General features: G+C 73.7%; 13 protein-coding genes. 6 read left to right on the top strand and 7 right to left on the bottom strand.

Annotated elements, in window-relative coordinates; translation table 11 throughout:
* Window positions 1–197: 197 nt before the first annotated feature.
* Both WDV06_RS21225 and WDV06_RS21220 read left to right on the top strand, forming a co-directional pair.
* The gene (locus WDV06_RS21225; RefSeq protein ID WP_395511338.1) at window positions 198–590 is read left to right on the top strand and encodes an ArsR/SmtB family transcription factor; all 393 of its coding nucleotides are present in this window, start codon (window positions 198–200) and stop codon (window positions 588–590) included.
* Complete coding sequence (locus WDV06_RS21220; protein WP_395511337.1) at window positions 587–1,147, top strand: hypothetical protein; 561 nt, start codon at window positions 587–589, stop codon at window positions 1,145–1,147. Before WDV06_RS21225 ends, WDV06_RS21220 begins: the two co-directional genes overlap by 4 nt.
* Before the next feature lie 96 nt (window positions 1,148–1,243).
* On the opposite strand, the gene WDV06_RS21215 is transcribed toward WDV06_RS21220, so the two are convergent.
* The gene (locus WDV06_RS21215; RefSeq protein WP_395511336.1) at window positions 1,244–2,602 is read right to left on the bottom strand and encodes an FAD-dependent oxidoreductase; all 1,359 of its coding nucleotides are present in this window, start codon (window positions 2,600–2,602) and stop codon (window positions 1,244–1,246) included.
* Window positions 2,603–2,656: 54 nt separating this feature from the next.
* Window positions 2,657–3,313: a DUF305 domain-containing protein gene (locus tag WDV06_RS21210; RefSeq protein ID WP_395511335.1), complete on the bottom strand. Its 657-nt coding sequence runs from the start codon at window positions 3,311–3,313 to the stop codon at window positions 2,657–2,659.
* Between the two features lie 77 nt (window positions 3,314–3,390).
* Here WDV06_RS21210 and WDV06_RS21205 point away from each other — a divergent pair, with 77 nt between their 5' ends.
* Window positions 3,391–4,878, top strand: coding sequence for an LVIVD repeat-containing protein (locus WDV06_RS21205; RefSeq protein WP_395511334.1), 1,488 nt, complete (start codon window positions 3,391–3,393; stop codon window positions 4,876–4,878).
* Window positions 4,879–4,893: 15 nt separating this feature from the next.
* On the opposite strand, the gene WDV06_RS21200 is transcribed toward WDV06_RS21205, so the two are convergent.
* The 3 genes from WDV06_RS21200 to WDV06_RS21190 all read right to left on the bottom strand — a co-directional run bounded on the left by WDV06_RS21200 (window position 4,894) and on the right by WDV06_RS21190 (window position 7,228).
* Window positions 4,894–5,517 (bottom strand): TetR/AcrR family transcriptional regulator, encoded by a 624-nt coding sequence (locus WDV06_RS21200; RefSeq protein WP_395511333.1) that lies wholly within the window; start codon window positions 5,515–5,517, stop codon window positions 4,894–4,896.
* Between the two features lie 106 nt (window positions 5,518–5,623).
* Entirely contained in the window at window positions 5,624–6,559 is a 936-nt protein-coding gene (locus tag WDV06_RS21195) for a M56 family metallopeptidase (protein ID WP_395511332.1), read from the bottom strand.
* Between the two features lie 111 nt (window positions 6,560–6,670).
* The gene (locus WDV06_RS21190; RefSeq protein ID WP_395511331.1) at window positions 6,671–7,228 is read right to left on the bottom strand and encodes a DUF5134 domain-containing protein; all 558 of its coding nucleotides are present in this window, start codon (window positions 7,226–7,228) and stop codon (window positions 6,671–6,673) included.
* A gap of 142 nt (window positions 7,229–7,370) precedes the next feature.
* Between WDV06_RS21190 and WDV06_RS21185 the strand changes: the two genes are divergently transcribed.
* Window positions 7,371–7,910: a GNAT family N-acetyltransferase gene (locus WDV06_RS21185; RefSeq protein WP_395511330.1), complete on the top strand. Its 540-nt coding sequence runs from the start codon at window positions 7,371–7,373 to the stop codon at window positions 7,908–7,910.
* A 39-nt stretch (window positions 7,911–7,949) separates the two neighbouring features.
* Here WDV06_RS21185 and WDV06_RS21180 read toward each other — a convergent pair whose 3' ends face one another.
* Window positions 7,950–8,642 carry a glycerophosphodiester phosphodiesterase gene (locus WDV06_RS21180; RefSeq protein ID WP_395511329.1) on the bottom strand — a complete coding sequence of 231 codons (693 nt, stop codon included), beginning with the start codon at window positions 8,640–8,642 and terminating at the stop codon, window positions 7,950–7,952.
* A gap of 189 nt (window positions 8,643–8,831) precedes the next feature.
* On the bottom strand, window positions 8,832–9,470 hold the full coding sequence (locus WDV06_RS21175) for a PadR family transcriptional regulator (protein WP_395511328.1): 639 nt from the start codon (window positions 9,468–9,470) through the stop codon (window positions 8,832–8,834).
* Between the two features lie 49 nt (window positions 9,471–9,519).
* Here WDV06_RS21175 and WDV06_RS21170 point away from each other — a divergent pair, with 49 nt between their 5' ends.
* On the top strand, window positions 9,520–10,641 hold the full coding sequence (locus tag WDV06_RS21170) for an LLM class flavin-dependent oxidoreductase (RefSeq protein WP_395511327.1): 1,122 nt from the start codon (window positions 9,520–9,522) through the stop codon (window positions 10,639–10,641).
* Window positions 10,642–10,833: 192 nt separating this feature from the next.
* Complete coding sequence (locus WDV06_RS21165) at window positions 10,834–12,240, top strand: DUF6421 family protein (RefSeq protein ID WP_395511326.1); 1,407 nt, start codon at window positions 10,834–10,836, stop codon at window positions 12,238–12,240.
* Window positions 12,241–12,244 lie beyond the last annotated feature (4 nt).

The raw sequence follows: 12,244 nt of genomic DNA, 5'->3' as shown, positions 1-12,244 counted from the left end.
GGGGGGGGGGGGGGGGGGGGGGGGGGGGGGGGGGGGGGGGGGGGGGGGGGGGGGGGGGGGGGGGGGGGGGGGGGGGGCGCGCCCCCCCCCCCCCCCCCCCCCCGCGCCGCACCGGGCCCGGTCGTACGAAGGTTCTCGTACCATGGGAACCCCCCGGCCCGACAGCCCGGCCGGAACCCGAAGGAGCGGAGCAGGACATGACGGAACGTGACGCGCCCCGTGTCCTGGCCCACCCCGAACCGGACGGGATCCGCCTGGAAGGCGTGCTGCACGCCCTCTCCGACCCGCTCCGGCTGTCCATCGTCCGCGAGCTGGCCGAGCGGGAGGTGGAGCTGGCCTGCTCGGACTTCGTCCTGCCGGTCACCAAGTCCACGACCACGCACCACTTCCGCGTCCTGCGCGAGAGCGGCGTCGTGCGCCAGACCTACCGCGGCACGGCCAAGATGAACGGCCTCCGCCGCGAGGACCTCCAGGCCCTCTTCCCCGGCCTCCTCGACACCCTCCTGGCGGCCGCGGCCGCGCAGGAGGCGCGGGCGGGGGAGCCGCGGGCCGTCGAAGGGGTTCCCGCACGGGCCGAGGGCCGCGCGTGACCCCGTACTCCCTGGCGTTCTACGTGGAGGCCGTCACCACGGGCACCGTCCTCGGCCTGGGCCCGGCCGACCCTCCCGAGCGCGTCGCCGAGGTGTTCGGAGCGGACTGCGGGGAGAACGGCGGCCGCGGCGTCCTGTCGCGCGACTACGGGCTCGTCGAGTTCCACTGGCAGCGGGCCCACACCGGCGAGCCGTGGGAGGGGCACCACATCAGCGTCCAGGTGCACCGGCTCGCCCACCGCAACCGCGCCCTCGTGGACGGGGTCCTGCGCACCCGGTACGGCCGGTTCGCGCCCCGGATCCGGTTCGACAAGCTGCGGCGCCTGCTGGAACGGCGGGGGGTCCCGCTGGTGGAGGTCCCGGAGCACGCGGCGAACCGGCCGTACTACCGCACGTACTGGCAGCCCGCGTCCCGTGTGGGCGTCTCGGTCATCGGCACGTACGGCGAGTACAGCACCCCGGACCACCTGCGGGTCGGCGACGTCTACCGGATCCAGGTCCCCGTGACGGCGGAGGAGGTGGCCGCGCGCCGGGCGCGCGCCGCCCTGGTGACCTGAGCCCGAGCCGGCCGTCCCCGCGGTGCGGGAGACGGCCCCCGGGCCGAGGACCCGACCGCCCACGGCTGCCGGGGAGCGCGGACGGCCTCCTTCCTCCTACCCGAGGCCGGCCGCCGCGTGGAGGCCCGCCCAGTCGGGGATCTTCACCGAGTGGCGGCCCAGGGAGCGGCCCAGTTCCGCCTCCGCCGCCTCGATCGACAACCACCCCTGCCACTCCACCGGGCGCAGGCCCGCCGCCCGGAGGGCGTCCAGCGGGTCGCCGGGCAGGTCCCGGCGGGCCAGGGCGGCCGCGTCCTGGAGGAGGGAGGAGACCGTCTCCTTGGCGCAGGGGCGGTTGGTGCCGATCACCCCGGTCGGGCCCCGCTTGATCCAGCCCGCCACGTACTCGCCCGGCGAGGCGCGCCCCGCGCGGACCACCCGGCCCGCGGCGTGCGGCACGGTGCCGGTGGCCGGGTCGAAGGGCAGCCCGGGCAGGGGCACGCCCAGGTAGCCCACCGAGCGCAGCACCAGCTCGGCCTCCAGGTCCTCGTGCACGCCCGTCCCCGTCACCCCGCCCCGGCCGTCCGGGGCGGTCCGCTCGAAGCGCATCCCGCGGACCCGGCCGTCCGGGCCGCCCAGCACCTCCACCGGGCGCAGGTAGAAGCGCAGGCAGACCTCCCGTCCGCCGTCGCCGCCCGGCTCCGCGCCCCCGGCCCAGCCGCGCAGCACCTCCAGGTTGCGCCGGGCCACCGCCGGCAGGGCCTCGGCCGCGCCCGGGTCGGCGTACGCCGGGTCGAGGGCCAGCTCGGCCGGGTCCGCGCGGGTGGCCACCCCGGGCAGGGTGCCCAGCTCGCGGAGCTCCTTGGTGGTGAACTTGGCCTGAGAGGGGCCGCGCCGCGCCACCATCGCCACCCTGCGCACCCCGCTGCGCGCGAACGCCCCCAGGGCCGGCTGCGGCATGTCGGTGGGCTCCAGCTCCGGGACGCCCCGGGCCAGGATCCGGGTCACGTCCACCGCGACGTTCCCCGCCCCGACGACCACCGCGGAGCGGACCCCGCCCAGGTCGAAGGAGCCCGCGTCGGGGTGCCCGCTGTACCAGGACACGAAGGCCGTCGCGGAGTGCACCCCGGCCAGCTCCTCGCCGGGGATCCCCAGGGGCCGGTCCCGAGCGGCGCCCACGCAGTAGACCACCGCGTGGTACAGCTCCAGCATCCGGGCGGTGGTCAGCGGCGCGCCGCCGACCTCGACGTTGCCGAGGAAGCGGATCCGCTCGTCCTCCAGCACCGAACGCAGGTTTCCGGTCAGCGACTTGATCTTCTCGTGGTCGGGGGCCACCCCGTACCGGACGAGGCCGTACGGGGCCGGCAGCCGGTCCAGCACGTCGACCCGGACGCCCGGGACCTCACGTTGCCCGACCAGTGTCTGGGCGGCGTAGACCCCGCTGGGGCCCGAGCCGACGACGGCGACACGGAGCACGGCGGAACTCCCTTCCGCGGATGCTCCCCAGCATGCCACCGGCCCCCGGGCCCGTCAGCCCATCGCGCGCATACGGTGGATCTCGGCGCTCTGGACGGCCACGACCTCGTTCGCCATCTCCTCGACGGCGCCGTTGTTCCCCTGGGCCAGCGCTTCGCCCGCCATCGTCAGAGCCCCCTCGTGGTGGGCGGTCATCAGGGCGAGGAAGCGCCGGTCGAAGTCCGGTCCGCGGGCGTCCGCCAGCTCCCGCAGCTGCTGTTCGGTGGCCATGCCGGGCATCGCCGCGTGGTCGTGCCCGCCGGCCCCGCCGGCCGGCGCCGGGTAGCGGGCCTGCCACCTCTCCATGGCCCCGATCTCGGGCCCCTGTGCGGCCGCGATCCGCTCGGCGAGCCGTTTGACCCCGTCCGCGGCGGCCCGGTCGGGGGCCAGGGCGCTCATGGCCAGCGCCTGCCGGTGGTGTTCGATCATGCGCCGTACGTACGCCCGGTCGGCCGCGTTGGGGCTGTCGTCGGGCCGCTGCCGGGCGGCCTGACCGGGGGAGAGGGTGCGGGACTGCTCGCCCGGTCTGCCCGGGGCGACGACCACCGGCGAGCCGTCACCGGCCGCCCGAGGACCGTCGTCGGCGCTCGTGCAACCGGTGAGGGGGAGGAGGAGTGAGGCGGCCAGCGCCGCCCCCAGGAATCGGCCGAGTAACGCGTTTGCCATGTCCATGGAAAGGAAGATACTGCCGGGGTCCAGGTTCCGCTTCCCCACCGGGAACGGAGCGCAGGGCCCCCACGGGAGGCACAGTGACCTTGCTGCACACCGTCAGAGTGCGCCACCGGAGTCTGGGGGCGGCCCTGGCCGCCGCCGGACTCCTCACTACGCTCCTCGCCGCCGCCGGACCGGCGGCGGCCAGCCCCGATCCCGGCGACGCGTCCCCGGGCGCCGGCGTCCGGCACGGCGCGGACCTCGCCCCGGGCCGCGAACTCGCCCCCGGGGAGATCCCCGGCCAGGACGAGGTCGTGCACAGCGCCAACGTCAAACCCCTGGCCAACATCCCCGACGCCAACCTCAAGGGCGTCAACTCCGACCTGGCGTTCCAGGGCGACTACGCCTACGCCGGGAACTACGACGGCTTCACCATCTACGACATCGCCGATTCCAAAAGCCCCAAGATCGTCACGCAGGTGCTCTGCCCCGGCGGCCAGAACGACGTCTCCGTCTCCGGCGACCTGCTCTTCCTCTCCACCGACTCCTCCCGCAGCGACGACTCCTGCAACAGCGTCTCGCAGCCGGCCACGGAGAAGTCCTCCTGGGAGGGCATCAAGATCTTCGACATCAAGGACAAGAAGAACCCCAGGTACATCAAGTCCGTCGAGACGGCCTGCGGATCGCACACCCACACGCTGGTGCCGGGCGGCCGGGACATCTACCTCTACGTCTCCTCGTACTCGCCCAGCGAGGCCTTCCCCGACTGCCAGCCCCCGCACGACGGCATCTCCGTGGTGAAGGTCCCGAAGAAGGACCCGACCAAGGCGGCGGTCGTCGGCTTCCCCGTGCTCTTCCCCGACGGCGGCAACCCCGGCGCTCCCACCAACCCCGGGGTCTCCAAGACCACCGGCTGCCACGACATCACCGTGTTGCCCTCCGAGGACCTGGCCGCCGGCGCCTGCATGGGCGACGGCATCCTCTTCGACATCAGCGAGCCCGAGCACCCCAGGGTCATCGACCGGGTCCAGGACAACGTGAACTTCGCGTTCTGGCACTCGGCCACCTTCAACGAGAGCGCCGACAAGGTGGTGTTCACCGACGAGCTCGGCGGCGGCGGAGCCGCCACCTGCAACGAGGCCACTGGTCCCCACCGGGGCGCCGACGGGATCTACGACATCACCGGCCGCGGAGACCAGCGCAAACTGGTCTTCCGGAGCTACTTCAAGATCCCGCGCCACCAGGCCGACACCGAGAACTGCGTGGCCCACAACGGCTCGCTGGTCCCGGTCGGCGACGGCCGCGACATCATGGTCCAGGCCTGGTACCAGGGCGGGGTCTCGGTCTGGGACTTCACCGACTCGGCCCGGCCCCGGGAGATCGGCTACTTCGAGCGCGGCCCGCTGACCACCGACCGGCTGGGGCTGGGCGGCTCCTGGTCGGCGTACTACTACAACGGGCACATCTACTCGAACGACATCGTCAAGGGTCTCGACGTGCTCCGGCTCGACGACCGGCGCACCGACAGCGCCAAGCGGGTGCGGATGGACCGGCTCAACGTCCAGAGCCAGCCCGAGTACCACTGACCGCAGGCGGGAGGCTCACGGAGGAAACGTTCCGCCGGGCGGTCCGCCGTCCGGCGGGAACCCCCGCTCCCACTCCAGCCCGTACCGCTGGAACAGCTCGGCCCGCAGCCGGGACGCGGGCATGGGCGCCCCCGGCAGCAGGACGGCGACCACCGCCCCCATCAGCAGGGCGCGCAGCATCGGGTAGTCGGTGTCCACGTCCCCCGAGCCGTACCGGACGACGGTGTCCCGCAGCAGGTGCGCCAGCCGCTGCTGCTCCGGGCACTGGATGAAGCCCTCGGCCTGGAGGATGCCCGCCATGTGCGTGCGCATCAGCCGGGGCTGGTCGCGGGCCAGCCCCAGGATCGCGTCGACCGCCCGGGCCAGCCGCTCCCGGCCGTCGTCCGTCCGGGGCTCGCGCTCCAGCGCCTCCTCCAGGGTCAGGTGCATCAGCCGGTGCACCGCCGACTGGAGCAGCTGCCGCTTGCCGGGGAAGTAGTAGGAGACCAGTCCGCGCGCCGCCCCGGCCCGGTCCGCGATGTCGCCGAGCTTGGTCGCCTCGTATCCGCGCTCGGCAACCAGTTCGACGGTGGCCTGCAGCAGTCGCTCCCGGGAACGTCTGCGCAATTCTTCATTGACCGATGCGCTGCGCGGGGACATGCTTACTCCTGCGTTGACTGGCTCCGAGCCAATATACTCAGCGCGAAGCCGTCGGCCCGAGGCGACGCGGGGGATCGCCTCGGGCGGGCGCGTTCTGCCGGGCGGATCAGGCCAGCGCGCGAAGGCCCGGTACGAAAGCCACCGCCAGCGGGACCGCCGGCAGCAGGGTGGCCAGCGCCGTCAACCGCAGCCGGCGCCCCGCCGACAGCCGGGGCGTGGCCGACAGCAGCCGCCGTACGCGATCCGGCACGTGCGCCTGCGCGGAGGCGGGGCCGAAGACCCCGCGGTCCTCGTTCAGCCCGACCAGGGCGAGGGCGATCGTCAGCCGTCCGTAGCGGCGGGAGGCCACGTCGTCGGCGGCCAGCTCCACCAGCCGGTCCATCTCCGCCTCGAACGCCGCGAACACCGGCACCTGCGGGAACCCCCGCGAGAGCGCCCGCGAGCAGTGCAGCAGCCAGTCGTGGCGGGCCGCCACGTGCCCCTGCTCGTGCGCCAGCACCGCGTCCAGCTGGCTGCCCTTGAGCCGGCCCAGCGCGGCCGTCGTCACCACCAGCCGCGGCGCCGGCCCCGGCTGCCACCAGGCCTCGGGACGCGGCCCCTCCAGCACCACCAGCCGCGCCGCCGCAGGGTCCTCACCGGGCAGCAGCGGGGCGCGCAGCCGCAGTTCGGCCCCCCGGGCGCGCCGCCGGGCCCGAGCCCGCAGCACCTCCCGCGTCAGCATCGCCCCGGTCCACAGCCCCCCGCAGGCCAGCGCCAGCGCCGTGCCCGCCGCCCAGGGGCCGCCCCCGCTGCCCAGCCCGTACGCGTCCACCACCCCGTGCGGGGCCACCGCGAACAGCCGCCCGCGCACCGCCTGCCAGGCGGCGGCCGCGCTCAGCAGCATCGACAGCGCCAGGCACAGCAGGGTCGCCCCCACGACGCACTGCCACACCCACAGGGCGACCACCGGTTCCCGTTCGGGCCAGTGGGCGCGGGCCAGCAGCCGGGGCGCGAGGAACGCGGTCAGTGCGCCGAGCAGCAGAAGGGCGGCGGGGACCATCATGGCCGTCAGCCTATGAGCGCCGGACTACCTACGGGTAGGGCCGGGGGCATTGGTGACGCAGGACACGTTCCCGCGGGCGCCGGGCCCCCGCCGCCGCCCTCCGGCGGCCCGTCACATGCTCAGCAGCATCGCCAACATCCCCGTCCCCATGGCCAGTCGGCAGGCCCGCACGAGCTCCCCGGCCCCGCCGGCACCCGCGCCGCCCCCGCCCGACGGGACGGACGCCGCTCCGCCGGCCGTCACCAGCCGCGCCCCGCCGAGGAGCACGTACCCGGCGTAGTAGAGGAGCAGCGCCCCGGTCACCACCGGCAGCCCCGCCCGGCCGTGCCCGTGCCCGGCGCTCGTCGACAGCGCCATGTACGCCATCGCCAGCGTCCCCACCAGGTGGTGCGCGTGGTGCGTCCCGCCGCGCAGCAGCCACAGCGCGTGCACCGCGGCCGCGCAGCAGACGGCGAGCAGGATCTGCGGCCCCCACGGCCCGGTCCCCGAGGGCACGGCCATCGCCGCCATCCCCAAGCCCATCACCGCCTCGCCGGCGGCCATGCCCCGCGCCGGGCGGTCCGCTCTGCGCGCCCGCAGCAGGCAGTACGCGCCGCTGACGGCGCAGAGCAGGACCAGCAGCCAGGCGGAGGCGGCGGAGGCGGAGAAGGGCGTCGCGGATCCGTGCACGGCGGAACCTCCCGGTTCGTCGGCGTCAGGGGAAGGGATGCCCTGCTCACACCCCCTTCACGCGGGTCCGGGATAGGCTCTCTGCCAGTCCCGCGGCAGGTCATATGCCGCTGATCTGCCCCCGCACCGAACGGAGCGCCCGATGTCCACCGCCCAGCCCGCCGCCCTGAGCTTCCGCAGCGCTGTGGAGGAGGACGTGCCGGCCCTGGTGGCCCTCGTCGAGTCCGCCTACCGCGGCGACGCCAGCCGGGCCGGCTGGACGACGGAGGCCGACTTCCTGGACGGCCAGCGCACCGACCCGGGCGGGGTCGGCGCGATCATCGCGGATCCGGACAGCAGGCTGCTCGTCGTCGAGCGCGGGGGCGAGCTGGTCGCCTGCTGCCAGCTCGAACACCGCGGCGACCACGCCTACTTCGGCATGTTCGCCGTCCGGCCGGGTCTGCAGGGCGTCGGCCTCGGCAAGGAGGTCATGGCCGAGGCCGAGCGCCGTGTCCGCGCGGACTGGAAGGTCACCGAGATGCGGATGACGGTGGTGAACGTACGGGAGGAGCTCATCGCCTACTACGAGCGCCGCGGCTACCGGCGCACCGGCGAACTGAGCCCCTTCCCCTACGGTGACGAGCGCTTCGGCATCCCGCTCCGCGACGACCTGGCCTTCGAGCTGCTGGTCAAGGCGCTCTGACGGTGGGCCCGGGGGCCGTCGCGGCGTGCCGGGAGGCGCTCAGGCCGTGAACCGGCCGGTGCTGCGGACCTCGGGGAAGTCCGTGGCCGCGCCGTCCAGTTGGAGGGCGCGCGCCAGCCGCAGCCGGTCCAGGCTGTTGACCGTCCAGCCCGTCACCCGCAGCCCGGCCTCGTGGGCCGCCTCCACCGCCTCCAGGCTGAGCCGGCGGACGTCGACCGCGACGGTGGCGGCCCCCGCCGCACGGGCGCGCGCCACCAGTTCCCCGGGGTCCGCGCCGGGCCGCTCCACGCGCAGGGCGGTCCGGACTCCCGGGATCCGCCGGGAGACCCCGGCCAGCAGCTCCGGGTCCTGCGAGGCCACTTCCACCCGGCCGGTCAGGTCCTCGCGCGCGAGCAGCTCCGCCAGGGCCCCGGCGGCGGCCGGGTCCTGGACCGACACCTGGAGCGGGACCCGGACGGCGTCCAGGACCTCCTCCAGGACCGGCACCCGTTCGCCCTGGCCGGCGTCCAGTTCGCGCAGCTCGGCGAGGGTCAGGTCGGCGACGGCGCCCGCGCCGTCCGTGGTGCGGTCCACCTCCGCGTCGTGCAGGACGACGAGGACGCCGTCCTTGCTGAGGCGGACGTCCAGCGCGATGGCGTCCATCCCGCAGCGCTCCGCCCGGATGAACGACCGCAGGGTGTTCTCCGGTTCCACACCCATGACCCCGCGGTGACCGATGGTGAGGAAAGTCAAGGTTCTCTCGCTTCCGTCGACGGCGGCTCCCGGCGCGGTCACGTGTCCCGACCGGCCGCGCCCGGTGAGGACGCATGCTAGTGCGGACCGCCCGCGTTGGGACCGGTCGTGCAGGGGCTTGCGGAAGCCTTCCGCCCGCTTCCCGCCGGGGGCGTGGGCCCCCAGGCGGGCCGGGACCGCCCCGCCGCGTCACCCGGGGGTGGGCGCGTCCCCGTCGGCTTGACGCCCCGCCCCGGCGGGGTGGTCTCCCGCCTGCCGGCCCGCTTCCGCGAGGTCCGCCAGCAGGGCCTCGCCCAGTTCCAGTTCGGCCAGGTGCTGGCGTTCGCTCCAGCGCAGGGCGAGGGCGGGGAAGGCCCACTCCGGTACGTCCGCCGCGTGCGCCATGGCCTCCCATACGGCGGCCAGTTCGCCCCGGGTGCGCTCCAGGTGGTCCGCCACCATCGCGCGCAGCCGGTCCGGCTCGGACAGGTGCCCGAGCCAGATGCGCAGCAGCAGCCCGTGCTTGAGCACCGGCGGCCCCGCCTCCGCGGTGTCCGCCGCCCAGCCCGCGAGGGCCTCGCGGCCCGCCTCCGTGATGGCGTAGCGGCGCTTGGCGCGGAGCTCCTCCGGCCCGGAGCGCGCGGAGGAGGCGTACCCCAGTTCCTCCAGCCGCCGCAGTTCGGCGTAGATCTGACTGATGGCGGGCGACCAGTAGAAGAAGCGGAGGGAGGAGTCCGCCCACTTCTTCAGCTCGTACCCGGTGCGCTCGCCGGGGAACGACAGCAGACCGAGGACGGCCCACGCGGTCGGCGGAAGCTCTTGCTTGTTGGCGATATGACTACTAGTCATATTTCTAATCGAAGCATGACCGGGCACGGGACGCATCTCTGGAGGCATCGTGAAATTCTCCGTGATCTTCGAGGCTCAGCTGGCCGACCCCACCGTGGAGCGGGAGCACCAGGTCATCCGTGACTGCGTCGAGCAGGCGGTGTTCGCCGAACGCATGGGATTCGACCGGATCTGGGCCGTCGAGCACCATGCGCTGAAGTGGTACGCCCACATGAGCGCACCGGAGGTCTTCCTGAGCTGGGTCGCGGCCAGGACGAACACCATACGCATCGGGCACGGCGTCGTGTGCATGCCCTTCGGCTTCAACCACCCGGTCCGGGTGGCCGAACGCGCCGCGATGCTCGACCTGCTCTCCGGCGGCCGCCTGGACCTGGGTGCGGGCCGGGGCGGGACACTCCAGGAGACCTCCCTGTGCGGGGTCGACCGCGACCGCACCGAGGCCGAGGTGGAGGAGGCGCTGCGGATCATCGGCCGGGCCTGGCGGGAGGAGGAGCTGGAGTACCACGGCGAGCTGATCGACATCGAGCCCCATCCGGTCCTGCCGCGCCCGGCCCAGGCTCCCCACCCGCCGCTGTTCCTCGCGTGCAGCCGCGCCGAGACCCTGGTGAAGGCCGCCGAGCTGGGGATCGGGGCCCTGGTCATGGGTTTCGCCGGACCGGAGTCCATCGCGGGCATGCGGGCCGTCTACGACGCGGCGCGCGCCCGGCGCGACGGCAGCCGGTTCGTCTCCTCCGTGGTCAACGACCACTTCTCCGTGCTCTGTCCGACCATCGTGCTCGACGACCCCGAGGAGGCCCGCCGGATCGGCCTTCGGGGGCAGCGGTTCTTCGCGCAGGCCATCGGCCACTGGTACGGCGGGGCGGGGGTGCCGGACGAGGCGGTGGTGGCGGGCGCCGACGAGGCGGCGGAGCTGCGCCGGGCCGCCGAGCAGGTGGTGGCGCGGCTGCACGAGCAGGACATCCCCGTACGTCCCGCCTCCACGGCCACCTTCAACGCCGACCACGCCTACGGCGGCGCGGACGAGGCCATCGCGTACGTGGAGCGGCTGCGGGAGGCGGGAGCGGACGAGGTGATGTGCCTGGTGCAGATGGGCACCGTTGCGCAGGAGGCCTGCATGGAGACCCTGCGCCAGTGGGGCGAGAAGGTCATCCCGCACTTCCGGCGGGGGTGACCGCCGGCTGCGGCGATTGCGCCGAATGCCCACCGGTTACTAAGCGGAGTGGTGGATTCCACCGTGAGTAACGGGAAGACTTCCGGTGGAGTGGGGGGTGTTACAGAAAGATTTCCCGAGTTTCCTCTTGAGCGGGAGAGCCTCGCATGCATACGCTGTCTTGACGCGAGGTTCTCCTGTGGAGGAAGTGACATGACGGAAACTCTTGTGCCGGGTATCGGCGGGGCCGTGATAACCGCCGGGGCACGGGTGGTGGACCACCCGGCGTGGCCCGGGCTCAAGGCCGCCGTGGAGGAGATCCGCCCCTGGCAGGCCAAGGACGGTTCGATCGACTTCGAGGCCGAGGGCGCCCCCGCCCCCGTCGAGGTCGAGGCCGTCGTCGAGCGTGTCGTCGCGGGGGTCGAGGCCCTCTCCCCGCTGCTGCCGCACGCCGCCGCCTACCACAAGGCGCTCGTCGCCGACCTGCGCAAGTGGGTCGCGCAGGGCTTCGGCGTGCCGGACTTCCTCGACTCCCTGCTGGCCTTCCACCCCGCCGCGCAGCGCGAGGACGGCCTCCAGCACCTGGTCGTCTTCCCGATGTACACCCAGAACGGCAACCTCGACCGCAACTTCGAGGCCGTCGTCCTGCGGATGGTGTGGCCCGAGTGGCTCGCCGAGCTGGAGCGCACCCGGTACGACAACCCGCTCTTCCTCGGCATCACCTTCGAGGACTTCACCCCGGGCTACGACACCAACTCCGCCGTGCTCTTCCCGGAGACGATCGCCGTCCGCGAGGCCCCCGAGCGCTTCACCTGGGGCGGCATCTTCTGCGACCGCGAGGCCGCCCGCTACCGCAAGGTCACCGAGGCAGCCGTCGAGATCCTGGGCATCGAGCTGCCCGAGGACATCGCCCGCATGGTCGAGGACCAGGAGCGCTGCGAGAAGGCCTTCGTCCTGTGGGACATGGTCCACGACCGCACCCACAGCCACGGCGACCTGCCGTTCGACCCCTTCATGATCAAGCAGCGCCAGCCGTTCTGGATGTACGGCCTGGAGGAGCTGCGCTGTGACCTCACCGCCTTCAAGGAGGCCGTGAAGCTGGAGTCCGAGGGCAACGAGCACGGCCGCGACGTGCAGTACGCCGTCCTCTTCGACCGGATGTTCCGCTTCCCGGTCTCCGGCGACCGCACCCGCAACTACGACGGGCTCGGCGGCCAGTTGCTCTTCGCCTACCTCCACAAGCACGACGTCGTGCGCTGGACGGACAACAAGCTGAAGATCGACTGGATGCGCGCCCCGCAGGTCACCAACCAGCTGTGCGCCGAGATCGAGGACCTCTACCGCGCGGGCATCGACCGCCCGAAGCTGGTCCACTGGTTCAAGGCCTACGAGCTGGTCTCCACCTACCTCGCCCCGCACCCGGGCTCGAAGTGGGCCAAGGGTCCCGACGCCCTCGACCTGACGCAGCCGCCGCGCAAGCTCGTGGACGACGTGCTTCCGGACGAGTTTCCGCTCAGCATGTTCTACGAGGCCCTCGCCAAGAAGCTCAAGGGCGTGATCGCCTCGACCAAGGGCATCACGCCCCAGAACGCCGACGACCCCTCGCGGACCGCCGCGTGAGCAC

Origin of the sequence: Streptomyces racemochromogenes, from assembly GCF_044129415.1 — a bacterium.
Lineage (GTDB): Bacteria > Actinomycetota > Actinomycetes > Streptomycetales > Streptomycetaceae > Streptomyces > Streptomyces racemochromogenes_A.
Note: the sequence above shows the minus strand (reverse complement) of the source record. Positions and strands in the feature narration are given on the sequence as shown.

Coding starts and splice junctions, on each gene's coding strand:
- WDV06_RS21225 (WP_395511338.1), top strand. CDS start 198: ATGACGGAACGTGACGCGCCCCGTGTCCTGGCCCACCCCGAACCGGAC.
- WDV06_RS21210 (WP_395511335.1), bottom strand. CDS start 3,313: ATGGACATGGCAAACGCGTTACTCGGCCGATTCCTGGGGGCGGCGCTG.
- WDV06_RS21200 (WP_395511333.1), bottom strand. CDS start 5,517: ATGTCCCCGCGCAGCGCATCGGTCAATGAAGAATTGCGCAGACGTTCC.
- WDV06_RS21195 (WP_395511332.1), bottom strand. CDS start 6,559: ATGATGGTCCCCGCCGCCCTTCTGCTGCTCGGCGCACTGACCGCGTTC.
- WDV06_RS21185 (WP_395511330.1), top strand. CDS start 7,371: ATGTCCACCGCCCAGCCCGCCGCCCTGAGCTTCCGCAGCGCTGTGGAG.
- WDV06_RS21175 (WP_395511328.1), bottom strand. CDS start 9,470: ATGACTAGTAGTCATATCGCCAACAAGCAAGAGCTTCCGCCGACCGCG.
- WDV06_RS21165 (WP_395511326.1), top strand. CDS start 10,834: ATGACGGAAACTCTTGTGCCGGGTATCGGCGGGGCCGTGATAACCGCC.